This is a genomic window from Maribacter sp. TH_r10 (assembly GCF_033101095.1).
Taxonomy (GTDB): domain Bacteria; phylum Bacteroidota; class Bacteroidia; order Flavobacteriales; family Flavobacteriaceae; genus Maribacter_A; species Maribacter_A luteus.
Genome location: NZ_JAWMPY010000001.1, coordinates 1,281,655 through 1,307,843, shown reverse-complemented (window position 1 = coordinate 1,307,843; position 26,189 = coordinate 1,281,655). Strand labels below are relative to the sequence as shown.

22 protein-coding genes are annotated in these 26,189 nt (G+C 37.1%); 15 read left to right on the top strand and 7 right to left on the bottom strand.

Features of this window, described 5'->3' with window-relative positions; all coding sequences use genetic code 11:
* Positions 1-691 precede the first annotated feature (691 nt).
* Positions 692-2,596 (bottom strand): putative porin, encoded by a 1,905-nt coding sequence (locus R3X28_RS05395; protein ID WP_317663025.1) that lies wholly within the window; start codon positions 2,594-2,596, stop codon positions 692-694.
* A gap of 235 nt (positions 2,597-2,831) precedes the next feature.
* On the opposite strand from R3X28_RS05395, the gene R3X28_RS05390 reads away from it, so the two are divergent.
* The 8 genes from R3X28_RS05390 to R3X28_RS05355 all read left to right on the top strand — a co-directional run bounded on the left by R3X28_RS05390 (position 2,832) and on the right by R3X28_RS05355 (position 14,146).
* The gene (locus R3X28_RS05390; RefSeq protein WP_317663023.1) at positions 2,832-3,428 is read left to right on the top strand and encodes a ribonuclease HII; all 597 of its coding nucleotides are present in this window, start codon (positions 2,832-2,834) and stop codon (positions 3,426-3,428) included.
* Between the two features lie 30 nt (positions 3,429-3,458).
* Positions 3,459-5,921: a ribonuclease HII gene (locus R3X28_RS05385; protein ID WP_317663021.1), complete on the top strand. Its 2,463-nt coding sequence runs from the start codon at positions 3,459-3,461 to the stop codon at positions 5,919-5,921.
* Between the two features lie 202 nt (positions 5,922-6,123).
* Positions 6,124-6,813 carry a hypothetical protein gene (locus tag R3X28_RS05380; RefSeq protein WP_154362512.1) on the top strand — a complete coding sequence of 230 codons (690 nt, stop codon included), beginning with the start codon at positions 6,124-6,126 and terminating at the stop codon, positions 6,811-6,813.
* 537 nt (positions 6,814-7,350) lie between these two features.
* The gene (locus R3X28_RS05375) at positions 7,351-8,067 is read left to right on the top strand and encodes a DUF4412 domain-containing protein (protein WP_317663018.1); all 717 of its coding nucleotides are present in this window, start codon (positions 7,351-7,353) and stop codon (positions 8,065-8,067) included.
* A gap of 29 nt (positions 8,068-8,096) precedes the next feature.
* Positions 8,097-9,593 (top strand): OmpA family protein, encoded by a 1,497-nt coding sequence (locus R3X28_RS05370; RefSeq protein WP_317663016.1) that lies wholly within the window; start codon positions 8,097-8,099, stop codon positions 9,591-9,593.
* Positions 9,594-9,689: 96 nt separating this feature from the next.
* A complete protein-coding gene (locus tag R3X28_RS05365; RefSeq protein WP_154362518.1) occupies positions 9,690-10,523 on the top strand; it encodes a DUF6597 domain-containing transcriptional factor in 834 nt (277 codons plus the stop codon).
* Positions 10,524-10,747: 224 nt separating this feature from the next.
* A complete protein-coding gene (locus R3X28_RS05360) occupies positions 10,748-11,320 on the top strand; it encodes a hypothetical protein (RefSeq protein ID WP_317663013.1) in 573 nt (190 codons plus the stop codon).
* Positions 11,321-11,371: 51 nt separating this feature from the next.
* Entirely contained in the window at positions 11,372-14,146 is a 2,775-nt protein-coding gene (locus tag R3X28_RS05355; protein WP_317663011.1) for a CHAT domain-containing protein, read from the top strand.
* Here the strand turns inward: R3X28_RS05355 and R3X28_RS05350 are convergent.
* Both R3X28_RS05350 and R3X28_RS05345 read right to left on the bottom strand, forming a co-directional pair.
* Positions 14,143-14,877: a tetratricopeptide repeat protein gene (locus tag R3X28_RS05350; protein WP_317663009.1), complete on the bottom strand. Its 735-nt coding sequence runs from the start codon at positions 14,875-14,877 to the stop codon at positions 14,143-14,145. The genes R3X28_RS05355 and R3X28_RS05350 overlap by 4 nt on opposite strands.
* A 2-nt stretch (positions 14,878-14,879) precedes the next feature.
* On the bottom strand, positions 14,880-15,452 hold the full coding sequence (locus tag R3X28_RS05345; protein ID WP_317663007.1) for a sigma-70 family RNA polymerase sigma factor: 573 nt from the start codon (positions 15,450-15,452) through the stop codon (positions 14,880-14,882).
* Positions 15,453-15,691: 239 nt separating this feature from the next.
* Between R3X28_RS05345 and R3X28_RS05340 the strand changes: the two genes are divergently transcribed.
* The 5 genes from R3X28_RS05340 to R3X28_RS05320 all read left to right on the top strand — a co-directional run bounded on the left by R3X28_RS05340 (position 15,692) and on the right by R3X28_RS05320 (position 19,972).
* Positions 15,692-16,831: a hypothetical protein gene (locus tag R3X28_RS05340; RefSeq protein WP_317663005.1), complete on the top strand. Its 1,140-nt coding sequence runs from the start codon at positions 15,692-15,694 to the stop codon at positions 16,829-16,831.
* A 134-nt stretch (positions 16,832-16,965) separates the two neighbouring features.
* A complete protein-coding gene (locus tag R3X28_RS05335; RefSeq protein WP_317663003.1) occupies positions 16,966-17,331 on the top strand; it encodes a hypothetical protein in 366 nt (121 codons plus the stop codon).
* Positions 17,332-17,362: 31 nt separating this feature from the next.
* Entirely contained in the window at positions 17,363-18,550 is a 1,188-nt protein-coding gene (locus tag R3X28_RS05330) for a hypothetical protein (protein WP_317663001.1), read from the top strand.
* 119 nt (positions 18,551-18,669) lie between these two features.
* Entirely contained in the window at positions 18,670-19,290 is a 621-nt protein-coding gene (locus tag R3X28_RS05325; RefSeq protein ID WP_317662999.1) for a hypothetical protein, read from the top strand.
* An 88-nt stretch (positions 19,291-19,378) separates the two neighbouring features.
* The gene (locus R3X28_RS05320; RefSeq protein ID WP_317662997.1) at positions 19,379-19,972 is read left to right on the top strand and encodes a hypothetical protein; all 594 of its coding nucleotides are present in this window, start codon (positions 19,379-19,381) and stop codon (positions 19,970-19,972) included.
* 27 nt (positions 19,973-19,999) lie between these two features.
* Here the strand turns inward: R3X28_RS05320 and lipB are convergent, their stop codons facing one another.
* The 3 genes from lipB to R3X28_RS05305 are packed head-to-tail and all read right to left on the bottom strand — an operon-like array spanning position 20,000 to position 21,650.
* On the bottom strand, positions 20,000-20,716 hold the full coding sequence (gene lipB, locus R3X28_RS05315; RefSeq protein WP_317662995.1) for a lipoyl(octanoyl) transferase LipB: 717 nt from the start codon (positions 20,714-20,716) through the stop codon (positions 20,000-20,002).
* A 31-nt stretch (positions 20,717-20,747) separates the two neighbouring features.
* A complete protein-coding gene (locus tag R3X28_RS05310; RefSeq protein ID WP_317662993.1) occupies positions 20,748-21,485 on the bottom strand; it encodes a hypothetical protein in 738 nt (245 codons plus the stop codon).
* A gap of 9 nt (positions 21,486-21,494) precedes the next feature.
* The gene (locus R3X28_RS05305) at positions 21,495-21,650 is read right to left on the bottom strand and encodes a YqaE/Pmp3 family membrane protein (protein ID WP_109654881.1); all 156 of its coding nucleotides are present in this window, start codon (positions 21,648-21,650) and stop codon (positions 21,495-21,497) included.
* A 156-nt stretch (positions 21,651-21,806) separates the two neighbouring features.
* Here R3X28_RS05305 and lysS point away from each other — a divergent pair, with 156 nt between their 5' ends.
* Together lysS and R3X28_RS05295 are read left to right on the top strand one after the other, a co-directional pair.
* Positions 21,807-23,498, top strand: coding sequence for a lysine--tRNA ligase (lysS, locus tag R3X28_RS05300; protein WP_154362538.1), 1,692 nt, complete (start codon positions 21,807-21,809; stop codon positions 23,496-23,498).
* Between the two features lie 185 nt (positions 23,499-23,683).
* The gene (locus R3X28_RS05295) at positions 23,684-25,114 is read left to right on the top strand and encodes a DASS family sodium-coupled anion symporter (protein ID WP_317662989.1); all 1,431 of its coding nucleotides are present in this window, start codon (positions 23,684-23,686) and stop codon (positions 25,112-25,114) included.
* Between the two features lie 54 nt (positions 25,115-25,168).
* On the opposite strand, the gene R3X28_RS05290 is transcribed toward R3X28_RS05295, so the two are convergent.
* Complete coding sequence (locus tag R3X28_RS05290) at positions 25,169-25,576, bottom strand: hypothetical protein (RefSeq protein WP_317662987.1); 408 nt, start codon at positions 25,574-25,576, stop codon at positions 25,169-25,171.
* Positions 25,577-26,189 lie beyond the last annotated feature (613 nt).

Genomic DNA, 26,189 nt, shown 5'->3' with positions numbered 1-26,189 from the left:
GCTCCAAATACGCTGTCTTTACAATATTTCAATGAACTCCTAAAACGCCCTCCTTAAAGGGTCGCCGCTCCAAATACCTCCTGTCGGACAAGCTCTAAATCCTGCCCCTGTGTCTCAAAGCGGGTGCAAATATACAACCCTTTTCGACACTGCCAAATAAAAATGAAAAAAACTTTTTTTTCCTTCAATCCGACACACACAAGATACTCAATGAACGTGGCCCGAAGACCTTTTTTACCCAACGACCTTAATCGTTTCGGGCTGCAAATCTACAACCATTTTCCTTCCAAACAAGACTTTTTTGAAAGGTTTTTTCAGTTTTTAAAAAAAGGCTTACTAAAGTACTGAATATCAAACAATGCCACAAGAAAAAAAATTGAAAATTTTCTTAAAATAAGTTTACATCCGAATCAGGCCAAAAACCAAAAACTATTATAAACAAGTGAAAGCAGCACATCAAATACGCCCATTATGCAATATACATCACTGAATTTCAGCACTGTAACACAGTTTACCCAACAAAATCCATCCAATTCATGAAATCCAAGGAGAACAACAACAGCTCTTTGCCTTATCTAAGGTTTCACCAAACCATACCACAATAGGACTGTACATTAATTAGCCATCGCAAAGAAGATATTGCCCTTAATTCTTATCCAAAAAACCTTAATTGCCCACTTTACCCGTTTAATTAGGAAAAGAAATTCCATACCAATCCGAATCGAATTACGAAATCACGATATGGATAGTTCGGTGCTGAATAAAAGTCATAACCTGAAAAGGACGAATTGAAGTGCTCCGCCTTTAGATAAATACGCGTTTGTTTTACCCTAGCATTAATGAAAAAGTCTAACAAGGGATAACCACCCAACTCTTCCCTGTTCTGAATGTAGAACTCTCCTAGCAAGGGATTATAAGCATCCATATTATAGGAAGTGAAATATTTAAAGGTAATACCTGTTTGAAGGTACATGGCCTTTTTAAATACATCTGAAGAGAAATATAATGTATTCCGGGTTACCAATTGCGGTACATTGAGCACATCATTGCTCTGGGAAACATTCTGGTACATTATCGTATTGTTGAGAGCAAACCTACCCAACTTGAACTCTTTCTTATACTTCACCTTTAAATGCCCTACACTACCGTTCTCCTGAAAAGGCTTTAGGGTTGCTTGCTCTTGGTCTTCAACCAATTCCTGCGCAGGATCTTCCCCGAAATAGGTATAATTATCTATATTGGCATATTTAGCGGACAGATCGCCCCATTTTTTAGAATTAAAATGGAATTGTAGACTATTTACTTTCTGGTTCCCAAACGTAGAAGTGTTCTGCCAGTTATAATTCTCATAATCGCTTTGGTACAATAAGAAATTAAAGTCTGGCATTCTTGCCGATGAATGTAACGAAAATACTATATTATTATTCTCATTGAACCGATAGCTTGCCGATGCATCCAGTATACTGGTGGTTAAATCGCCGGAAAGGTTGTATTTGGCATCCCCATTAATCATGAAACCTCCTATTTGTTTTGAATATTTGGCCCCTAGACTTATTTCATCACCTTCCAATCGGCTTTGGATCACTTCCTCATCAGCGGTAATCAACAGACTATTGAAATAATAATCATAATGGTATAGACTAATGTTCCCTTGCAACCTTCCTAAAGTCGCATTATAGAATTCTGCATACAACTCATTGTACGTAGTCTTTAAGTTTGCCTTATCATCTATATCCGAATCAAAAACAGTACCGAAATACTCATTGGAAGTTCCCTGCTGAAATTGATAGTATTTGGTCTCATAATCAAAAGTATGCCCTAAGGATAATGACGTTTTCTCGACCCTACTGGAATCCTTACTAGTTCTGAGCAACTTATATTGATGCTCTAAATGATACCGTTTTCCCAAAATCTTGCTATCCCCTGCATCTGAAGATGAAAACCGCGTGTCTACCCGCGACCGATCCACGAAATCTGGATCTCCGGATTCAAACTGTTCTTCTTTGTTACTTAACCCGCCATTTTCCTCAGCATCTATATTCTGAGCTGCAATATGTGCACGTAAGCTATACCGCCCATTTTCGGTAATATAATTTGCAGTGGCCCTGAAATTTCCCGATTCAGCCTCATCCAGGTCATATTTACCCATAGATCTGAAACCTTTGAACGCCAAGGATACATTGAACCGTCTTGAAGTGTTCAACGTAAGTAAGGCATCTAAAAGCTGGCCTTCCTCGAAAGTGGTCTTAAAAAAAAGGTCGGTCATAGGAGTGGCCACATTATAATAGTCTATATCCTCAACCTCGTAATAATTAAAGTGTCGTGCCTTAGCTCCCAATCTCGGATACATTTGCTTTCGTTCAAAATCAACCCCCAACTTATTATAAGGTTGCCCCACATTGGCAAAAGGCATTAATTCAAAATCGTCTTTGCGTAAATAGTTGTACTTATATTCTTTTTGAATGGTAAGTGTAGTATCTAAATAGGTAGTATCCCTTTTATAAGAGATGATCTTATAATCCTTAATGGTAATTTGGGGTCCATCCTTATCAGGCGCTTTCTTTTTGCCCATTTTCTTAAACTTGGTGGAGTCCATTTTTTTAACGGGCCTATTAGGCTCTACCTGTGCATGGAGCAAAGGGAAACTAATTACGAATAGCAGTAGGAAAAAGTATTTCATATATAAGGTTACCCCGCAAAGTTAATTTTTTTGTTTCGAATAAAATGTGAAAGTTTTTACAACAAATGGGAATAATATTGCAGTTTAAGATTTACGCAACCGTGCTTTGACCCAAAAAAATTATCTTCGCATACCGTGAGACATTATTTATATGCTTAAAAGTTTCCACCATACATTTGATGAAGTCGGTACCGATGAAGCGGGCCGTGGCTGTCTTGCCGGACCGGTAACGGCAGCGGCAATAATTTTGCCCAAACATTTTAAAAATAATCTTCTCAACGACTCCAAACAACTCTCCGAAACAAAGCGTGATATTTTAAGGCCGATAATAGAGGAAGATGCCCTATGTTATGGTGTCGCCCATATCTTTCCAGAGGAAATCGATAAAATCAATATCCTAAATGCCTCTATATTGGCGATGCACAAGGCCATTGACCAGCTCAATGAAAACCTAAAATTCATTATCGTAGACGGAAATAGATTCAAGCCCTATAAAAATGTTCCTTTTGAGTGTATCATAAAAGGTGACGGTAAATATATGAGTATCGCCGCAGCTTCCGTTTTGGCAAAAACATACCGTGATGAATATATGGCCCATTTACATGATGAATTTCCTATGTACAATTGGAAGAAAAACAAAGGTTACCCTACCAAAGAACATAGGGAGGCCATTCGAACTTACGGATTAACCAAATACCATAGAAAAAGCTTTAGACAATTACCTGAACAGTTGACACTAAAGCTATAAAAAAGTAACTTCGCTTTTAAATTCCATGCAATGAAATCCATACCTATAATCGGCCTTATACTTCTATTGACCATAGGCTGTTCCCAAAAACAAAATACTACTGTTCCCCTATTGGATTTTATTCCTGAAAATGCCGCCATCGTTATTAAAATAAATAATCTGGATGGTTTTAAAAGCGATTTGAACAATAATGAATTCTTGACCTTATCGGAATCATTTGAAACGTACAAAACCATTTCGAAGGAAATAAAGCATTTGGATTTGGTCAAAACCCAATCAGAATCATTATTGGCTTTCTCCGCTTTGGGTGCCGATAATTTTGAATTTACGTTCGTTACTGCCGATAGCACCAATACTTTTGTCTTGGATAGCGTTCAAAACGTAAAAAGGGAATCCTTTTCCTTTGAAGGCCAAAAAATAGATAAATACGAGATTGATGGTGATATTTTATACGGAATGACATTCAAAGGCAATAACACCATTAGTTCCTCAAGGGTAATCTTGGAAAACATTCTTAAATATTCCGGCACAACAAAAATTACCTCCGGCCTGAATAAACTCTATGAAGTTTCAAGTACCACCAAAAATGCATCCATATTCTTTAATCTTGAAAATAGCGACCCACTGTTTAAACACCTCATAATTGGGGATACTGACCTAAAGCTTTCCAATTACGCTGATTGGGCACTTGTTGACATTAATGCCGAACAGAACCTTTTACATTTTAACGGAATAACCGTTATTGCCGATTCTACCCAAAAATTCCTCAACCTATTTAAAGACACACATCCGCTAGCGGACAGAACTTCCACTTTTACCCCTAGATCATCGGACGCGGTACTGTCATTCACCTTTGATGAGTACGGTATTTTTGCAAAAAACCAACAACGCTACCTAAAATTGGATACTCCTAAAGACTCCCTTCTGAACACCGTTGAAGAAATAGGAATAATCCTAAAAAATAATGAAAAAGCCGTTTTATTGAATACTTATGGTTCTGAAAGGTTATCGGATTACTTGTCGAATATCAAAAGCTCCGAAGCCGAATATCAAGGCACCCAACTCATTAAATTGGATTCACCAGATTTTTTGGTTTCTTATTTAAACCCGATAGTCAATGATTTTGATGCAAATTACTGTACCATTATAGAAAATGCATTTATCTTTGGGGAGAACAAAGCCATTCTACAAGATATAATCCAGAGTTATAAAACTGGTTCCACTTTTGAAAAAACAGACGTTTATGCTTCTGCAAAAGATGCCTTGGCCAATGAATCATCGATCCTTTTCATTTCCAGTTCAAAAGGCATCCAAGATGCCTTAAAGAATGATTTCACCCAGGATTTTGTCAAGGATTTCAAGAATGCCGGGTTCGACAAGAATACATTTGCAGCCCAGATTGTCGCAGACAAAGGGTTCTTTCACACCAACTTTACGGTACAACAAACAGCCAGAAAATCAAAGATTGCCAATGTTTCACCTTTGTTCTCATTTGCATTTGACACCGATTTGGCCACCAACCCCCAATTCGTGACCAACCACAGGACCAATAAAAAGGAAATTGTGGTCCAAGACCAGGAAAATAATCTCTATTTGATTTCGAGCAGTGGTAAATTATTATGGAAAAAACAGCTTGATGGACAAATACAAGGAAAGATACATCAGGTAGATATCTATAAAAACCGAAGATTGCAACTTGCTTTTACAACGAACAACCAATTTTTGATTCTAGATCGAAATGGAAAAGAGGTAGAACCGTTCACTAAAAAGTTCGAAGGGGGAAATCTTAACGAATTGGCGGTTTTTGACTATGAAAAAAGAAAAGACTATAGGTTTGTGGTAACCCAAGGAGACAAGGTCTTTATGTACAACAACCAAGGTAAAATCGTTAAGGGCTTTAAGTACACCAAAGCGGAAAGTGCCATTGTGAGGGCACCGAAACATATACGAATAGGCAATAAGGACTATTTGGCATTTATGCTCGATAATGGAAGCTTAAAAATCCTAAACCGAGTAGGGAACATACGAACCAAGGTGGAAACTAAAATCGATTTCTCAAGGAACGATCTACAACTATATAAGAACAAGTTCGTTCTGACGGATAAAAAAGGGGTGCTTTACCAAATTGGCAGCAATGGAAAAATGAACACCACAAACCTTAGATTGAATGAAGATCATGGAATCGATGCCACAAGCAATACATTCGTTTACATGAACGATAATGTGTTGAGCATAAAAGGTAAAAAGGTTGAGCTCGATTTCGGGGTGTACTCAAAACCAGAAATTTTCTATATCTACGATAAAATCTATGTAGGTGTCACCGATATTCAAAATCAAAAGATTTACCTATACGACAGCCAGGCCAAACCAATAACCGGTTTTCCCGTTTATGGTTCCTCCCCTATTGATTTGACCGATATGGAGAATGACAGAAAGTTGGAAGTGGTTGCACAAGACCAGAAAAATTCAATAATCGTATATCAACTTAACTAAGGCAGAATCGACCATTTATACGCTTATCACGGCCGATTATACATTTCTATCATCCAAGTATATCAATAGGGATGAAAATCAATATTTTCATATTTAAATTGTAGTTACTTTGAGTATGAAATAAATTCTTTGATTAATTACCGAAAGCTTTGATATTCATAACATTATGACTAACTTAATAAAGAATCAATACGACACGATTATGAAAAAAGCACTATTCCTATTTGGTATTTTCTTACTAATATCCACATTCATTACAGCCCAAGAATGTAGCAAATACTATCCCATGATAGAAGGTGCTACTTTTGAATACACCAATTACAACAAAAAAGGGAAGTCCCAAGGGGTTTCAAAATATCAGGTCACCAATGTACAGACCTCAGGCGAAGTAACGAATGCAACAATGGCCATTGAATTAATAGACGAAAAAGGCAAGGAAATATATAAAACCGACTACAACTTCACATGCACGGGAAATATGGTTACTGTTGACTATAAATCATTGATCCCCAGCAGCATGTTCGAACAATACGAAGGAATGGAGATGGATATTTCGGGTACCGATCTAGAATTACCCAATGACCTCAGCGTTGGTCAACAATTATCTAATGCAAATGTAAGCGTAAAAATAAGTATGGGCGGAATGAACATGAACACTACGATCGACTTGATCAACAGAAAGGTCGAAAAAAAGGAAAGCGTCACCACCCCAGCAGGTACGTTTGATTGCTATGTTATCTATAGCGATAACAAAATGAAAGCCATGATGGTTAACCAGACATTCCCGTCGAGGGTTTGGTTTTCTGAGGGTGTCGGCATGATCAAGCAAGAGAGTTTTAATCAGAACGGAAAATCTATGGGAACTACGGTTCTTACGAAATATAGTAAGTAAAGAACTCCATTAAAAAAACAAAAAAAACAGAGGCCTACACCTCGGTTTTTTTATCTCTAAGAGATAGTTCTATAACTAAATGGTTGCAAACAAATCTAAACATCAATGAAATGAAATCAATATTTGAATGAGGATTTGCTTTATATCATAATGCCCTTATCACCAATTATATGGATACTCAAATAAGAAATATCCCAGAAAATTAAAGATACCCACCACCTCATCCGACAATAACCTAATCAGGTTCCATCATTTAGTGAACGGAAGGCTTTATTTCTCCGAAAAGAAATTTTCAGTAATAATAAAACACCCTCTTTTAAAAAAAGTTAAACCCTTCTACAATCAACATTTTCTTAAAAATCCCATCTGTTAGTTCTCTTCACGTATCAAATGGTCCAATAGTGAAATGCCATGTGTTATAACATTCCTGGTTCATGGTTCCTATTACAGGAAAATAATTTGCTTTTAATAAACCAATATGATGTTAACCTTTTTAACCCAATAACATTAAAAGGAAAACAATTAAAAAATAAACATATGGACTTTTCAAATAGCACTTTAACCATCGTACAGAGAACCTATCTTAAACATCCAACAATTTTAGCGCTACAAATTATAATGTTAGCCCTATTATTTGGCACCAATTTAAACGCCCAAAATGATGTGTACACTTTTGATTATATCTATCAATTAGAAATTGAAAACCCCAGGGGCAATAAAACAGTTATAGACTATTATTTACCCACCAATGGAGGCTATTTCTGTACAAAAACAGAAGGCGACATGATAACTGTTTTTGACAATGCTAGTAATAAGATGTATAGCTATATGGGTCGCGACGACAAAAAAATTTTGATGACGATGCCTTTTAGCTTCAAAAGTTTATTAAAAGAATACAATGATGCAGAAAATCCAGAGGTACATGAGTCTACAGGCTATGGCAGGCTATTAGGTCATGATTGTACATTATTTAGAATGACCAGTGATAACCTAACAAGCGAAGTGTGGGTGGCCGAAGGGGTAATCGATGGCTCTTTTGGCGAAAATTCAATGACCCTACAAATGTTCGGCTACATCTTGGCAAGAAGTTTAACCCTTAACGACGACTCCCTTAAAGCCATTTATTCGGGTTTGCCCTTAAAAATCGTAACCAATAAAAAAAGGGGTAGAAGAGAAAAAATAACAACAATGACATGTATAAAGTTTGAAAGGGAAAATTTTCAAATTGTCACCTCAGAATACGAACGCCTTTAAAGCGTAACTGTTTAATCTAAAAAAATATAATGATGAAGCATTCCTATAAATCAAAGTTAGTACTAGCGCTCCTAGGATTTCTATTCTTAAACTCCTTACATTCCCAAGAAAAAAGGTTAAAACGGCCTTCCGGCCGCGTAGGAATCCATAGTGTGGATACATTCGTCAGGGAATCTTTTGACCTATATGATAAAGTTTACATCTACGATAATTATGCACAAGAAGGAAAACCATTGGAAGAAGATGATTATGAAGCCTTGATCGACACGGTTGAAGATGCACAAGGTGTTCTATCGAGTGCCCCAGATGCAGTGGCCGATATCAAAGGTGCCAGTATTCTTAAACAAGGAAAGGCAACATTACAAATGAACCGCGCAAAAAAAGCCTTGAAATACAGCATAAAAACGGCTAAAAAGTTATTGTCAGAAAAGAATGGAAAAGACGGCGAAACAAAAACTGAAGATGATATTGCCAAAACTAGTACGGGCAATACAAATAGCTCTTTAGAACAAGAAAACAATGTAACGAAGGAATTGGAGATCTACAGTAAGTTCGATTTTGTCCCTGGTGACAAAATACTAATGACAGATGATTTTTCATTGGATAATATGGGCGATTTTCCATCCAAATGGAATACCAATGGCACTGGTGAACTATCTATGATTAATAATGAAAAGTGGTTTAAGCTGGCCGGGAAATCCATTTACATCCCCGATTTACCTTCCAATTTACCCGAAGACTATACCGTAGAGTTTGACATGCTTACCGTAGTTGATAAAAAAACAAGTTCACAGGCAAAGTTGGAAATATGGCTTGAGGACAATAATATGTTCAACCCCTCAAAAAATATGGCCATGGTAGAAATACCCCTTTGTTTATTTATCAGCATAGGTTTTATAGTCGAGAATAAGATTGATGGTAACCGTGTCATCAGAAATACAGTTGAAAAAGACATAAGGAACATACTTTTACAAAAAAACCATGTTTCCATTGCCGTTAACGGTAAAAGGTTTAGAATGTGGATCAATGAAAATAAGGTGGTTGACGTACCTAGACTGGTTCCCGACAACATTGTATCATTTAAATTGCACCCAAGGAACATTCGTGATGGTATTGATAACGTTTTTATTAATAATATTAAAATTGCCCAAGGCGGTCTGGACTTACGAAGCCAATTATTGGAAAATGGTCGGTTTTCCACTACTGGCATATTGTTCAACTCGGGCTCGGACCAAATCAAGCCCGAATCCTTCGGCGTATTAAAACAGGTTGCAGAGACCTTGCAACAAGAAGCAACCTTAAACCTGAAGATCATCGGCCATACCGATGCCGATGGTAACGATGGCCTTAACTTGACCCTGTCGGAAAAACGTGCATCATCCGTTAAGAACGCCCTGATTACACAATTCAATATTCAAAGTAGTAGATTGCAAACTGAGGGAAAAGGAGAAACAGAACCTGTTGACAACAACACCACGACCGAAGGCAAGACCAACAATAGGCGCGTGGAATTCGTAAAAATATAGTAAATACAATACTTTAATTATCAATTGTTTACATTTTTAAACTAAATTTATAATCCATGGCCTTTCTAAAATCAAAGCATTATCAATTAATCATACATGTTCACTACCTATCCCGTCACAAAGAAACTACAACCTTATGTCTCGTTCTATTATGACTTAAATTGGAAGCGTAAAGACTATGAAAATGATATCCGGGAGACCGTTTTACCAAGTGGCAAAGGCTTTATGGTCTTTCAATACAAGGGAAGGTTTAGGGGCATGATGGATACTAAAGAACAATTTGTGCCGAAATACTATACCATTGGCCAACAGACTAAAACCTATACGCTTTTCTCCGATCATGAAACCACGGCCTTGTCCGGAGTAGCTTTTAAACCCACCGGCCTTTACCATATGTTCGGGCAGAACATGGCATTACTAGCCAATTCCCCTATGGATTCAAAAACTGTTCTTGGTTCTGACCTAACCCATTTTGAAATCTCCTATGAAAAGGAATCAAGGACCGAAATGAAGGTGAATATGGTGGAAGGATTACTTTTAAACCAATTGGAAGATAAAAAATACGTCCCCAGTTTTATAGACATTGCCATCGACATGATGAATCGTTCATTGGGGTGCGAGCCAATTACTAAAATCACCAAAAAACTAAATGTAAGTGAACGCTATTTTCAAAAGAAGTTTAAAGAAATGGTAGGTATTACACCTTCTGAATACAACCGTATCGTCCGCTTCAACAATTTATTCTCTCAATTCGATGCTGAAGACCAAAACAACTATAAAACCTTAGTAGCACTTTTCAACTACTATGACCTAGCGCATTTCAGTAAGGATTTTAAAAAATATTGCGGTGAGACCCCAAAAAAGTTTCATTTGGATAAATTCAAATTTGTAAAAGAAGCCTTTATAAAGAACCCAATATTCCTAAAGTAATTAAACTCCATTTACTTAAATATCCCGTTTTTTTTATCCACTTTAACAAATAGGACGGGTTTTTACAATTTTGCAGCCAATCATTTTGTATCTTTTTTACTTTCAAATTTCCCCCAAAGTATTGTTCCCCCACCAATTAAACAGGCAATAAAGTTTAAACACTGTGTTAACCTAGACCTTTTATGCCCATTAAATTAATATAAGAAACCATTAATACACAAATTATGAAAACAAAACTATTCATTACCATTGCATTTTTATCACTTCTTATGACCTCATGTATAAAGGATTACTTAGGTGATACAGGCGGGGATAAAATAGAACTAAATTCTGAAAACTATCTTTATGATGGCGATTTGGAAAGGATTTTTTTAGAAGAACAAATTGATCGATTAACAGATGAAATTGCCCAACTCGATGAAAATGACCCCAAAATAGAAAAACTAATTAAACAACGGGTCAACTTTAAAGACCGTTTGGCCCAAATTATAGATTTAAGTGCTGTAGGATTGGATCTTGTAATTCCGTGCGATACCCCAAATGGAAAATGTGTACCACGACTGTTGGAATACTTTGTTTTTTACAAAAATATTGAACAAGCAGTGGTTTATGTAAAAAACATAAACGGGGAGAATATCGGGATTTCCGATAAACTAACACCGCTGCCTGAATTTAAGAATGAATTGCAATATATAAGAGTTCCGGTGGATTCCCATGCAAAGGGTATTATTATCGAGATTATTAAAAAAGACGATCAAGGCAACGAAATAACATCAACGGTCACTTTAAATAGATAGTTGACCTTATAACAATAAAATAAACAAGCCTTCTTTTGAGGGCTTTTTGTAATGAAGAAAGCCCTCATTTTCACAATACTACTTTGCGGCCTGTTTTCATCAGCTCAAGATGAAAAACAAAGCACGGAAATCGTTGCCTTGAACAAAAAAGCAATTACGTTTTTTTACACCCAAAAGGACTCTGCCTATGTATATTTCAATAAAGTATACGACATAGCAAAAAAAAATAATGACTCGAAAAACCTGATTCAAACGCTGTTCAGTTTAACAGGAGTGGCCAACTACCATCGTGATATGAAAACGATGGGTGCCAATTTGGAAAAATTGGACTCCCTTCTTGTTACGGAAAAAAAAGGACATACCAATTTTAGTTCAACCGATGACTATAATATTTACCTCTATTTTCGTGGTGCCTACCATTTTCAATTATCTGAAGATTCCGATGCCAGAAAAGCCTTTGAAGAAATTATTCTTAATGTAAACAATACGGCCGACTCTTTGCAAAGCAAAACTTTGCAAAGCCTAACTTCAGTAGCACATAGTTTTTTAGGGAAAATATACCTAAGCGAACGAAAATTTGAATTGGCCAAACAACTTTATAACAAAAACATTAGGGAAATCCTGGCAAGTGAGGATGTTGACCAAGAAGCATTATACGGTAATTTCAACTTACTTGCAGAAGTATTGATGAACGAAAAAAAGTATGATGAGGCCAGTACATATTGGATAAAGACCTTAAAATACAATCAACAGAAAAACAATTCGAATGCAGTGATTGCCAATTCCTTTTATGTAGCTCAAAATTTTAATCAGTTGAACCAAAGGGATAGTGCATTATATTACCTTGAATACGCAAAATCGGTTTTAAACGACAACCCTGTTTTTTATCCAAAATACCACATATTGAAATCCGATATTTTTGCTAAAAACGAAGAGTACGATGCTTCCCTTACCGAGCTTGAAAAGGCTGTGAACAAGATTCAAAATACCACAGGAAACACCAAATCACTTTTTCTCGCATCGACATACATTGAAATGGGCAAGATCAATGATTTGAATGGCGACCCGGAAAAAGCTTTGTCCAATTTTAGGTATGCGGAAAAACAATTCAAAAAAGTCGGGAACCGCTCCATTAACGAGTTAAAACTTTTAAAAAATAAGGCACATACCCTAAATGGGATTCATGAACCAAAGTACTTTTTGGCATCTTTGGAAACTGTCGATGAAGCCATTCACTTGCTGAACGATTTAAAGCCCACCTTTAAAAGTCAGCAAGACAAACTTCTATTAATCGAAGACGCATTCCCGATTTTCGAATCAGGATTGGAGGCTATTTATATGCTACATGCATCCAAAGCAGATGATTCTTTATTAGACAAAGCTTTTTATTTCATGGAAAAAAGTAAATCAGTTCTGCTAATGGAAGCGCTACTTAACACAAAAGCAACGAAATTCGCCAACATACCCGATAATCTGTTACGGAAAGAAAGCCAACTAAAATCGGAAATCACATTCATTGAAAAACAACTCAATACTTCAAAAACAGGGAATTTTGAACTGGAAGGGGAGTTGTTCGCATTGAAGAACGACCATCTAAACCTTATCCATAAAATTGAATCGGGTTACCCCTCCTATTACAATTTAAAATACCGAACCAAGGTCATATCACTGGAAAAGACCCAGGCATTATTGGACACGGATGAACTTATGATTTCATTCTTCTTTGGCAATAATGACATTTACGCCATTAGCTTGGATAACAACTCAAAGAAAATAACAAGGATACCGATTGATTCGGAATTCGAGACAAAAATTAAAATGGCTTACAGGATGTTTTCCAATCCAAAATCGGATATAGTGGTTTTGGGCAAGGCCACCCATAACCTATATAAACATTTACTAGACCCCATATTAAAGTCCCACAACCATAAAAAACTTGTCATTATCACTGATGGACTATTGAATTACATCCCTTTTTCAGCCTTGAACACCAATCCCGAGGGATTAACTTATTTAGCTGAAAACCATTCAATTAGCTATGTGAATTCGGCTACACTCCTTACGGAATTGCAGGAAAGACAACCAAAAGAACATACAATTTTGGCTTTTGCCCCAAGTTTTGACGGCACCGTGAACGTAACCAATATAAATCGGGGAAAATTACTCCCATTGCCCAATAATAAAAAAGAGGTGGAGCAAATATTGACTTCTTTCAACGGCAGCTCTTTTAAAGATGCAGAGGCCACTCTTCAGAACTTTAAATCACATCTATCCTCTTTTGGAATGGTACATTTGGCCACACATGCCATTTTTGACGATACCGCACCTGAATATTCCTATTTGGCCTTTTCTCAAAATGAAAGTCAAGATGAAGACCTACTTTATGTAGCCGATCTCTATAACCTAAAAGTAGATGCCGATTTGGTTACCTTAAGTGCCTGTGAAAGTGGTTTGGGCGATTTAAAACGAGGAGAAGGTTTTATGAGCTTGGCAAGAGGGTTCTTTTATAGCGGGGCGGCGAGCATTGCCAGTACCTTATGGAAGATCAACGATGCCAGTTCCGCTACCTTAATGAGTGGTTTTTACAAAAATCTTTCCAGGGGAGATGCCAAGGATCTGGCCCTTCAACGAGCTCAGATAGAATTTTTGAATACTAATCGTGATAATGGCTTATCACATCCTTACTATTGGTCTGGTTTTGTGATTTCAGGTAGCACTGTACCCTTGGCAACTTCCTATAATTGGATTTGGATTATAATTGGCACCATCATATTATTGACCGGTGGGTTTTACTACTTCATAGCGAGAAAAAAAAGAAGGGCTTAATCCAACTCTTTTAGCAGTGCTTCTGCCTTTTCCTTTTTATAATCGAAATTTTCGATGAGCCTTTTTAAAGTAGCTATAGCATTTTCCTCATCCTTACTTTTAAGGTAGGCCAAGGCAAGGTACCAATGTGCTTCCGCCTTAAATTCCCTGCCGTCTGCAATAACTCTTTTCAATACTTCAATGGCCTCTTTGTCCTTTCCTAAATTTAAATAAGATTGCGCTAAATAAAAGTCCACTTGAGCCGTTTCCCCTTTCGTTTTCAAATCTAAAAACGCAGCGACTGCCGTTTTGTGGTCATTGGCCTCATAGGATGAAAAAGCGTGCCTTTCCAAGGATTGGTTATTATCACTTCTAGTAATCGTATAAACGGTATTGGGATACGTTTCAAAATTCGAAGCGTATAATGCATCATAATCGGGTTTGGAAAATGTGCTATAGGCCATCCATCCCAAAGCAATCAAAAGAGCGAAGGATGCGGCCACCGACCAAAACTTGAAATTGGTTTTAGTATTGGGTTTGGTTTTATTACTCTTGATTTCATTTTCAAAACCGGCCAGTTTTTGCTTTAAGTTTTCGTTTTGTTTCTTTTTGATAACACGCTTTAGATTGTTTTCAAATTCGAATTGTGCTTTAAATTCCGGGTCTTTTTCCAACAATTCATTAAAAAGCTTTTGCCCATCCTTTGAGAGTTGGTTTGCAAAATATTGATATAATAAAAGTTCCTTATCCATAATCAATCGGGGTTATTAGCCTGTATACGTTCCCGCAATGTTTTCATACAACGGGATTTAGCCGCTTTCACAACGTTCTCACTATTGTAATCGCGAGCCTCCATAATTTCCTGAATCGTATAGCCTCGGTAATAAAAGAGGGTCAATAACTCTTGGCATTTTTGCCCTAGTCCCCCAAAATGTTTTTTCAATAATACCAGCTCTGGTGTCAACTCCTGTTCTTCCATTTCAAAACTCTCCACTAGTTCATCCTCTTTCCCCACTAATGTTAGGTCAAATTTTGAGCTTACCGTTTTTTTATTTTTCTTCATGCGTTCAAAAATCAAGTATTTACCAATACCGAAAAGATAAGTGGCAATACTACTGGTAAAGCGCTCTACTTTCCCGTTCATCACATTGTCATAAAAAATGACATAGGCATCTTGATAAATATCTATATTTTCCTCATCCGACAAGTGGTACCTCCGTGCAAAATTCAGGAATTTTTCACGGTTATCTTCGTAAACCTGTTTCAACGCCATGTCCGAGCCTTGTCTTAAATCCTCGAGCGTAATTTCGGTTTTTGCTTCTTTCACTTTAATGTAATAGGAAAATTAAGGTTAACGTTCTTGATGGCTAAATTTAGTCTTTTTCATTTTTTTAATCCTCTAAATTATAGAAAACTAGCCTAAACACAAGGAATGTAAGATTTAGCCTACCATTTTATTATTTCTAATGTTATCTACTTTATTTCATTAAAAAATAGAAGATGTTAACCTTTTACTTCTTGGCTCATTAAAGGATAAGAATTTGTAAAAAAATTAAATCTATTATTATGCAAAAAAGGAAGTATTACAATCAAGTTTTCATCTTCTCCATGTTATTATTAATAGTTTCATCTTGCAATCCTGAAGACGGTGAAGATGGCGCTATGGGAGCACAAGGGGAACAAGGAATACAGGGTGAACAAGGACCTGCTGGCGATGGCGCAACCTTAACAACACCTGCTGCATATGGCACATGGGAGGTTATTAGTGAAGTTGGCTCTGATGTAGCAAAATATGTTTATATAAATGAAGATAACACCCTAGAAATTTTATCAGAAGATCAATTGGGTTTTAAAAGAGCAGAAAGAACAAACGTTACTGTTTCCGTAAATCAAATAATAACAAATGATTTATATGGTAGTATTGGCATATTTGGGATAAATAATTATGAGGTTAGCGATGATATTTTAACCATTACAAGGTCTAATGATAGTGACCCTATTATAATGCAACGTTCTACCACAGTACCAGCACCGTCTAATTGGATTAATGAACTTACAGTTTTAGACGAAGGAAATACAGCTTGGGACAGGGATGTTGATATTGCTTTTGATGGCACCTATTTATTGGGTTTAAATTCTAACGGCTATAATATTGAACAAATTAATCCTATTGATTTTAATGTAGAAGGAATTATCCCTACAACCCATTCAGCCTATGCCGTAGAAATTGAAAAGTCAGATGCAGCAGATAAACAGCTTTTTCAAAGTAGTAATGGAAGTCAAATTTTTCATTCTTACATATATTCTTCCAATACTTTTAATTATACCTCTTTAGACTTAGGGGCCTGGATATATGGTATAGCTTCTATCGTACCAGGAGAATTATGGGCGGCTAGCGGAAGTGAAAAGACATTATATCACTATTGGGCCCATGAACCAATATCACCGGGAGAAATTCTTGGAACTATAACATTGGACTTTCAACCTCGTGGGTTAGACTATAGAGATGGCTTTTTATATGTTACAGAAGGTAATAGGATACATAAATGCCAAACTTCTCCAGAATTCAAAGCCATCGAATCTTATGAATTAAGAAGACATAATGTAACAGGTATTACCTACGACGGCACTAATTTTTGGTTGGCTGCTACAAGTTGGAATGATTATGATACCCAAAAACTAATAAAAGTAGACTTAACCTTATAATAATAACAATTTCCACATTTTTAAACCTGTCTTCTTTTATAGTTGGGCAGGCTTTTCTTTATAAAAATTCTACATCATGTTAACCTTTTAAAAAGTACAACATAAAAGGAAAAGAATCTTATAAAACCATACTTATGAAAACAAAAGCAACTTTATTAATCATATGTGCATTCGGCCTTTTCTCAACATGTCATGCACAATCGAAAACAAAGCAAGATTCAAGCGCACAAATGAACTTATTGGACGAACAAACAAAAATGTTCAGTGGCATATTCAAACTAGCAGGGGCCGGAGAAGAGAACCCTTTGGCCGGAGCTCAAAATTACTTAGAACTAATTGAAAAAATGGATGCTCCGGAAGAACAAAAACAACAACTTAGGGATATGTACAACGTCTATGACAGTAGTCTCGACCCTAAAAAGAAAGACTCTTTGAAGTTAGCAGTAGACAAGATGTTGAATAATGCCATGGAGAAAACCAAGAACGACCCCCAACAATAGAAAGCATTATTAACCTAAAATACTTTAGACAATGAAGACCAATAAATCACTCTTGGGAATACTTATAGTACTTATTGTTTCAATAAGCTGTAAAAAAGACGATGATAATAGTTTTGATGAAATAGTGGAGCCTACCAACAACATCGTAGGAAGTCTATGGATAAATAACAGTAATGTCTTTACGGAATTGGATTTAAAGGACAATCAGCAAATTAACACCTTCACTACCTTGTCTTCATTTCATTGTAATGAATTTAATGGCACATTCATATGCACCCAAGGGGAATACACGGGAACAAAAACAGTACAGCGAAAAGGTTCTTTCAACGGAGATCTCATGTGGTCCAAAGATTATGTAAAAGATAGTGAAAGGTATTTCCAAATCAATGCGACGGCAATACATCAAAATTCGATTCTACTTAGTTATAGGATAGTCAATGCAACAACCTACACCTCCACTTATTATTTAGAAGCCTTGGAGCTTGACAACGGGGACGTCATTTGGAGCATTGAACTCGGTAATGAGGTAAAGAAGTTCACACCTTACAAAAACAAAATAATCACCGAATTGAGCGTAGGCTCTAGTACCGTGGAACTTTTGAGCATAAATCCGGATAATGGCCATATTGACACAAGAATACCTTTCACCGATAGAATCTCAAAATTAATTGGCGGTGCCTCCTCAATATTGATAATGACTTGGAGTAATAGTATTGTTTCTATGGATGCCGAATTGAATGTGAATTGGACCTTTAACACCGGGAGTCCCAATATTCTAGGAGGTTATGAAATTGGAAATCAATTTATTTTTTACTCTCGGGACCAGACCGTTTATAGCATTGATAAAAGTGAAGGTGACCTTATTTGGAATCACACCTATACAGGAAAATTCCCATTGGCCATAGATATATCCAATGATACGGTTTTCATTAGCCATAAAGAGGTGGGGGAATCAAACATTGTAACTAAAACCCTTGATATTTTTACCGGTGAGGAACTGGATTCCTATTCATACATGACTGCTGAAGAATGGAAATCCTCTGCAACAAAATATTACTTCTTTGACAATCACCTATTACTCTTCAACATCGTACCTGATGACAACAAAGCAAATATCGCCTTGTTGAATCTTTCAGATAAAACCCTGCTATGGGAACGGGAATTGGACCAAATAGCTTATCCCCATTTAATAATCACTCCAACGGGGTATTATCAATAGGCTAACTATTCTTCAATTTATGGTGGGACCTAAACTTCTGTTTTTTTCCATTCCAATGTTAACCTTTCCATTCTTTTACCATAAAAGAGCATTAAAAATCATATTATAAAAATTAAATTATGAAACAATCATTAAAATTATTTGGATTTGCAATAATGGCTTTAAGCTTAACCCTTTCCTCTTGTGGCAAAGATGGCGAGGATGGTGAGGATGGTTCAATGGGATTACAAGGGGAACAAGGAATTGCTGGTATTGATGGCACTAATGGTCAAGACGGCGCTGACGGAGCGAATGGTACCGATGGAGAAGATGGTAATGCGAATGTTTCTGCTTTCAAATATGATATTACCGAAGCAAGTGGAATAAGCCATCAACTAAATAATACGACCCCTGCAAGTTTTGTGGAAGATGGGGCAGTGCTTTCATACGTAAGAGCTGGTGATACGTGGTACTATGTACCTAATCAACGTATTTTTACCAATGGTTTTGCTCTTATTGATATTGGTAGTGAATTTGTTCCAAATGGAAACACCTCTTATTATTTCAAATTAAATTTTTTAAGAGACGGTGAGCCTATAATAATAGGCGCTGGAGATTTAGATGAACTTCGTTTGGTAGTAATGTCACCATCTAATACAGGAAAATCTTCTAAATACAATACCCTAGATGCACTTTACGAAAAAGGAATAGACCCAACAGACTATTACCAAGTAATGAAGCATTTTAACTTAGAACACTAGGGAGTACCATCCAAATCCTATACTTGTGTTAACCTTTTACATCAGTCTACATTAAACATTAAATAATCACTTAAAAAATATTTTAATTATGAAAACATCAATGAAACTATTTGGATTAGTAATTATGGCTTTTAGCCTTGTATTAACCTCTTGCGATGGGGAAGATGGGGAAGTTGGAGCAATGGGACTACAAGGAGAGCAAGGAATTGCCGGAGTTGACGGGGAAGATGGGGAAAATGGGGAAGATGGTAATGCGAATGTAATTGCATCTTCATGGACAGTAATTAACTTTCCTAATAGTTGGGATGCTACAAATGAAGCTAGATTTGAAATCTCTGATTCTAGTATTACACAAGACGTAATAGATTCTTATGCTTTATTAAGCTTTATAAGATTCACTGGGTCAAATACTTCCGCAGTATCAACTCCATTTATAAGTTTGGCAAGTAGATATGAAATTCACGATTCAATGTCTATAGGAGAATATGCAACATTTGCCATAGTTAATGATATAGGGGCTCAACCAGAACCACCAACTAATCACGAGGTTAGGTATGTTTTAATTGCCCCTACTAACCTAACGGGAAAAAGTGATGCACCTTCCTTAGAAAAAATGCAAGAAATTGGTATAAAAACCAGTAATTACCGGGATGTAATGGACTATTTGGGATTAGAATATTAAGCTTATATCTAAATAAAAAACCGAGGCCTACACCTCGGTTTTCTCTTTTATTATTTCAGCCTCAAATAAATCTGAAAAATGTTTGAGCAATTTTTCCTTAACCTCATCCATCGAAATTTCTTTTTGACCCAACTCCACATTCAAAGAGGTAACTGCCTTGCCTTTTATACCACATGGAATCATTAAATCAAAATATCCCAAATCTGCATTTACGTTCAAAGCAAAACCATGCATGGTAACCCAACGGCTGGCACGCACGCCCATCGCGCATATTTTACGTGCGAAAGGTGTACCTACATCTAACCAAACCCCGGTTTCCCCTTTAGATCGCTCTGCTTTCAACCCATATTCAGCCAATGTTAAAATTACCATTTCCTCTAAGAATCGAAGGTATTTATGAATATCGGTAAAGAAATTGTCCAGATCCAAAATAGGATACCCAACAATCTGACCTGGTCCATGATAGGTAATATCCCCACCTCGATTGATCTTATAGAATTTTGCCCCTTTTTCATCCAACACTTTTTCATCGACCAGAAGATTTGCCATATCCCCGCTTTTACCTAAAGTATATACATGAGGGTGCTCAACAAACAGAAAATGGTTAGGTGTCGGTAACAAGGAGCCTTTCCTCCTATTCTTGATCTTTATATCAAGCGTATTTTGAAATAGTTCCTCTTGATAGTCCCAAGTTTCCTTATAATCCTTAAGACCTAAATCCTGTAGCTCAATCTTCTTTTTCATAAGCACAAAGATACGAAGTACAATGGCTAAATCATTCCTCTAATAGCACTTCAATATTCAAGGTATCCGGATTTTTCATATAAGACAGAAAATCAACCTCATAATACAAGGTCTTGCCATCCGCACTAAAGGTAGCGGCTTCAACTGATGCCGATTTAACACGTTTTGGAAAATGGTATTTTAGTTTATAGGTTGAACCGGACAGGAACATTTCTGCCCCGGCCATACTATCAATACTTTGTTTTAACAATGCACTATCTACGACCCGTGCCGTTCTTTTAAATGAATTGGCTTTAAAAGCATAATCTATCTCGGTAGCCTGGTTACTTAAATTCGAAGTGGGACTTTGTTTTTTTGACCCAGGACCTAAACTACTGGCATCCTGAAAAGCTTTGAAGATATCCGAAATCTCATTCAAATCATCAAAATCCCGGTAAAGATCAAACTTCATCTCATTGGTTTCCGGGTTCATGACCATATGCATTTCAAAAGGTTCCAGCTTTTTTAAATTGGCTTGGTTTTCTGCTGAAAGCGTAGCGATACTATCTTTCTTTTCCTCGAGAAACGATTTGAAAGAAATTACTGAATCAATGGCCTTCTCCCCGCTCTTGTTCAATTCCTCGCCCATCATTCCCATCATTTCAGAACCGTCAAAATTTATCGATATCTTCCCGGAACCATCTTCCTTTACATATATTTCCTCAGTAAAATTGCATGCTGAAACGAGGGCCAAAACCAGTAGCAATGACCAAAAACGAAATTTGAACATAATTATGTCTTAATTAGGATTATTTAGAATGACCAAAGCCGCTATGACCCCAGGAACCCATCCACAGAAAGTCAAAAGTAAAACAATTAAGAACGAACCACAACCTTTACCGATAACGGATAAGGGCGGAAACAAAATGGCCAAAAGCACACGAATTAAACTCATAGATGTAGGATTTTTTTGATTGATGTACTTGTATGACGCAAAATTACCCATTTTGTTACATCAAAACCACCCTATTTACTCAAAATCAATATTCCTAACCAATGGATTGATAGATTTACCTAGACTACCTATATTTGCAGCCTTAATAACAACTTTATGCAGCTTTCAGAACAAGAAGTAATCCGAAGAGAAAAATTGACCAAATTACGGGAATTGGGCATTAACCCATACCCCGCGGCCTTATACCCCGTCGATGCCAAATCCAAGGGTATTAAATCGAATTATGAAGAGGGCAAAAAAGTCGTTATCTCGGGTAGGTTAATGTCTCGCCGAATACAAGGAAAGGCTTCTTTTGCAGAACTGCAGGATAGCGAAGGCAGGATACAGGTTTATTTTAATCGGGACGAAATCTGTACCGGGGAAGACAAAACCATGTACAATGAAGTGTATAAAAAACTATTGGACATTGGTGACATCATCGGTGTCGAAGGGGAATTGTTCACCACTAAAGTTGGCGAGATAACGGTGATGGTCAAAACCTTCACCATGTTAAGCAAGGCATTACGCCCTTTACCTTTGCCAAAAAAAGATGCCGAAGGCCATGTTTTTGACGAATTCAACGATCCTGAACTTAGATATAGACAACGTTATGTAGACCTTATCGTAAACCCGTCTGTAAAAGAGACTTTCGTAAAACGAACCAAGATTACCAATAGCATTAGGGAATTCTATAACAGTAAGGGGTATCTAGAGGTTGAAACCCCGATTTTACAACCTATCCCAGGAGGTGCTGCCGCAAGACCGTTCCTTACCCACCACAATGCATTGAACATTCCGTTATATTTGAGAATAGCCAATGAATTATATTTAAAAAGATTGATTGTCGGTGGTTTTGATGGGGTATATGAGTTTTCCAAAGATTTTAGGAACGAAGGTATGGACCGTACCCACAATCCTGAATTTACGGTAATGGAACTCTATGTAGCATACAAAGACTATAACTGGATGATGACCACCACCGAACAGCTTTTGGAAAAAGTGGCTACCGATGCCAATGGCACATCCAAGGTAACTGTTGGAGACCATGAAATAGAATTCAAGGCCCCCTATGCAAGAGTACCTATTTTAGAAGCTATCAAAACACATACAGGTATAGATGTTGCCGATATGGATGAAGTTCAATTGCGCGAAACCGCAAAAGGATTGGGCATTGAGGTAGACGACACCATGGGTATAGGTAAATTGATCGATGAGATTTTCGGGGAGAAATGTGAGCACCACTATATTCAACCCACTTTCATTATCGATTATCCCAAGGAAATGAGTCCGTTAACAAAAGAACACAGGGAGAACCCTGCATTGACAGAGCGTTTTGAATTGATGGTGAACGGTAAGGAATTGGCAAATGCTTATTCCGAGTTGAATGACCCAATCGATCAACGCGAACGATTTGAGGACCAATTGAAACTTTCTGAAAAAGGGGACGACGAAGCCATGTTCATTGATCAGGATTTCTTGCGCGCCCTGGAATATGGAATGCCCCCAACTTCTGGTATCGGTATCGGGATCGATCGTTTAGTAATGCTTTTAACCAATAATTCCTCTATACAGGAAGTATTGTTCTTTCCTCAAATGAGACCTGAGAAAAAGCAGGTTGAATTATCGGTGGAAGAAAAATCACTGTTGGACTTATTGAAACCTGAAGGCCAAATGGATTTGGCAGCCCTAAAAAGTGCAGCTGGTTTAAGCGGAAAGAAATGGGACAAATCCATGAAAGCACTTTCTAAACATGATTTGATAAAAGTAGTGGTTGAAGGTGATTCCAAAACCGTTAAACTTAAATCCTAATTACAAACTCTTAGCAGTGTCGATTTTATAAGTAAATAGCTTTTACTTGCCTAAATTGGAATATAAAACGAAGCCCTAACTAGGTAAAATAACCCAGTTGGGGTTTTCTGTTCTTTCCAGTATTTAATCTGGGTCTTGTTTTATGTTTAAAAAAAATCCTAGCTTAGGGGCTCTAATAAAATTCCATGACACTAGGCAGAAAATCAGGACTCTTTCTTGGGCCGATATTGTTTTTTGTTATCCTGAACTTTCCGGGAAACCTCATCTCAGAAAAGGGAGATATGGTCATTGCCGTTGCAATTTGGATGGTTATCTGGTGGATAACGGAAGCTGTTTCGATATCGGTAACCGCTTTGTTGCCCCTTATCCTCTTTCCAGTTTTGGATATTATGCCCATAGGCGATGTTGGGGCCAATTATGGTAGTCCGATCGTTTTTCTCTTCTTCGGGGGTTTTGTTATGGCCTTGGCTTTGGAAAAAGTGAACCTTCATAGAAGAATCGCTTTGAATATTATAAGATTAACGGGCACTACGCCCAATAAGGTAGTTCTTGGTTTTATGATTGCCACAGCAACCCTTAGCATGTGGATCAGTAATACGGCAAGCACCGTTGTAATGCTGCCTATCGCCATGTCGGTGATTGGTTTATTGATCGATGATGCCGACGGATTTACCAAGAACGACAAGAATTTTGCCTTAAGTGTTATGTTGGGTATCGCTTTCTCGGCCAATGCGGGCGGAATTGCCACGGTTATTGGCACTCCTCCGAATTCGGTTATGATCGGCCTGTTGGAGAATGAGTATAATATAGAGATCTCTTTTTTAAAATGGATGCTAATCGGTGTACCGTTTTCAGCGGTAATGATCACCATCATCTATTTTGTTCTTGTAAAATGGATGTTCCCGAACAAGGAACTGAAATTTTCGGCCTCAAAAGACGTAATTCAATCCGAACTGAAAAAACTGGGCCCTATGAGCGGTAAGGAAAAAATGGTATTGGTCATCTTCGGGATAACCGTGTCCCTTTGGATCTTTAGAACTTTGATCAATACTATTTTTCCAGAATTGGGACTTACAGATACCATCATTAGTATGCTTGCGGCGGTATCGCTATTTGCAGTCCCCTACAATATCAATAAAGGGGACTTTATTATCGATTGGGTCGACACCCGAAAATTGGCCTGGGGTATTCTGGTTTTGTTCGGTGGCGGTTTGGCCTTGGCCAAAGGAATGTCGGTCAGTGGTATCGTTGATTTGGTTGCCCAAGCAATTGCCTCTAGTGAAATAAGTATCTTGTTTACGGCCATATTACTCATTTTCTTAATGCTGTTCATGACCGAATTAATGAGCAATGTGGCCCTGGTAGCCGTATTGGCCCCCGTAGTGGCCGGTATCGCCATTGGTCTTGACATTCCTATACTCTACTTGCTTATTCCTGTAACAATGGCGAGCAGTTGCGCCTTTATGCTACCAATGGCAACCCCTCCGAACGCCATAGTCTTTGCAAGCGGTTATATAAAGGTACATGAAATGGCCCGGATTGGGGTTATATTGAATTTGGTGGCGGTAGCCCTTTTATCCGTTATGTTCCAATTTGTGGTACCCCTATTATTTTAAAAAGAAAAACCCCCGTAATTACGAGGGTTCACCATAAATCTATTTTAATGGATTCTATTTTGAATACGCATTGAAATTCTCCGGTAAATACTGTTTAGTATCAAAACCAAGATCAATGGGAGCATCCTCTTCCATATCAATAAAATTAAAACTTTGAACATCTGTCGGAAATGCATATGCATCAAAGTCTTGGGGTAGATATGTTTTGGTATCCACATCCAATAACATCGTTTCCTCTACATATTCGAGGCCGTTAATATCAAAGTAATGCTCATGGGCATTAAAATCTTCCGGTAAGTAGTCCGAGGTATCAAAACCAAGTTCCACTTCAGTATCATCTTCAATATATACGATGGAATTAATATCGAAATTATCATCATCTCTTTTCGTATCATTTGCAAACAAGCCGTTTACAAATAGAAGTCCTGTTGTTAGACCCAGTAAAATTGTTTTCTTATTCATAACATTTGAGGTTAAATTCAATGCAAAGGTATAACAGCTTTGGGCAATTATTATTGTCCCAGATATTGTGGACAAGAGAAAAACGGCATAAGCATAAAATCAATTTCGCAAATACCATCTTCCCAAATTATCAAAATGACAATTTCAAATGATCCGATTTACTTGGCTCGCATGAATTTAATTGGAATTTTATGAAGGGAACAAATCGACTTGAAGTTGTTATTTTTTTGTTAATCAACAAAAATTCAACTGTTTATCGATAAAAAACACGCTTCTACCTTAAATAAAATAAAGCCATTGCAATGCAACAGCTTTATTTATTGACTAATTCAAATCCCGATAACCATCGGTGAAGAAAATGAAAATTCTCTATTAATAGGACTCCTTAATTCCTTAAATGTTACACCCATATCATAATTCTTATCCAATTATTTTAAATCCTACTGAAACTGCGCCCCCGAAAAAGAGGGCATTAGGCCAAATGCATATTTCTTCGATGAACTAAAATACCAAACCACATAAATAGAATATTTCACCATATAAAATGTTCAATTGGCAACAATTCAAAATACCCAATAGTATCTATACATATCTTTGATGGTATAATCAAAAA

Coding starts and splice junctions, on each gene's coding strand:
- R3X28_RS05360 (WP_317663013.1), top strand. CDS start 10,748: ATGAAAACAAAACTATTCATTACCATTGCATTTTTATCACTTCTTATG.
- R3X28_RS05370 (WP_317663016.1), top strand. CDS start 8,097: ATGATGAAGCATTCCTATAAATCAAAGTTAGTACTAGCGCTCCTAGGA.
- R3X28_RS05305 (WP_109654881.1), bottom strand. CDS start 21,650: ATGAGTTTAATTCGTGTGCTTTTGGCCATTTTGTTTCCGCCCTTATCC.
- R3X28_RS05310 (WP_317662993.1), bottom strand. CDS start 21,485: ATGTTCAAATTTCGTTTTTGGTCATTGCTACTGGTTTTGGCCCTCGTT.
- R3X28_RS05390 (WP_317663023.1), top strand. CDS start 2,832: ATGCTTAAAAGTTTCCACCATACATTTGATGAAGTCGGTACCGATGAA.
- lipB (WP_317662995.1), bottom strand. CDS start 20,716: ATGAAAAAGAAGATTGAGCTACAGGATTTAGGTCTTAAGGATTATAAG.
- R3X28_RS05295 (WP_317662989.1), top strand. CDS start 23,684: ATGACACTAGGCAGAAAATCAGGACTCTTTCTTGGGCCGATATTGTTT.
- R3X28_RS05350 (WP_317663009.1), bottom strand. CDS start 14,877: ATGGATAAGGAACTTTTATTATATCAATATTTTGCAAACCAACTCTCA.
- R3X28_RS05340 (WP_317663005.1), top strand. CDS start 15,692: ATGCAAAAAAGGAAGTATTACAATCAAGTTTTCATCTTCTCCATGTTA.
- R3X28_RS05365 (WP_154362518.1), top strand. CDS start 9,690: ATGTTCACTACCTATCCCGTCACAAAGAAACTACAACCTTATGTCTCG.
- R3X28_RS05355 (WP_317663011.1), top strand. CDS start 11,372: ATGAAGAAAGCCCTCATTTTCACAATACTACTTTGCGGCCTGTTTTCA.
- R3X28_RS05290 (WP_317662987.1), bottom strand. CDS start 25,576: ATGAATAAGAAAACAATTTTACTGGGTCTAACAACAGGACTTCTATTT.
- R3X28_RS05320 (WP_317662997.1), top strand. CDS start 19,379: ATGAAAACATCAATGAAACTATTTGGATTAGTAATTATGGCTTTTAGC.
- lysS (WP_154362538.1), top strand. CDS start 21,807: ATGCAGCTTTCAGAACAAGAAGTAATCCGAAGAGAAAAATTGACCAAA.
- R3X28_RS05330 (WP_317663001.1), top strand. CDS start 17,363: ATGAAGACCAATAAATCACTCTTGGGAATACTTATAGTACTTATTGTT.
- R3X28_RS05335 (WP_317663003.1), top strand. CDS start 16,966: ATGAAAACAAAAGCAACTTTATTAATCATATGTGCATTCGGCCTTTTC.
- R3X28_RS05380 (WP_154362512.1), top strand. CDS start 6,124: ATGAAAAAAGCACTATTCCTATTTGGTATTTTCTTACTAATATCCACA.
- R3X28_RS05325 (WP_317662999.1), top strand. CDS start 18,670: ATGAAACAATCATTAAAATTATTTGGATTTGCAATAATGGCTTTAAGC.
- R3X28_RS05385 (WP_317663021.1), top strand. CDS start 3,459: ATGAAATCCATACCTATAATCGGCCTTATACTTCTATTGACCATAGGC.
- R3X28_RS05395 (WP_317663025.1), bottom strand. CDS start 2,596: ATGGACTCCACCAAGTTTAAGAAAATGGGCAAAAAGAAAGCGCCTGAT.
- R3X28_RS05375 (WP_317663018.1), top strand. CDS start 7,351: ATGGACTTTTCAAATAGCACTTTAACCATCGTACAGAGAACCTATCTT.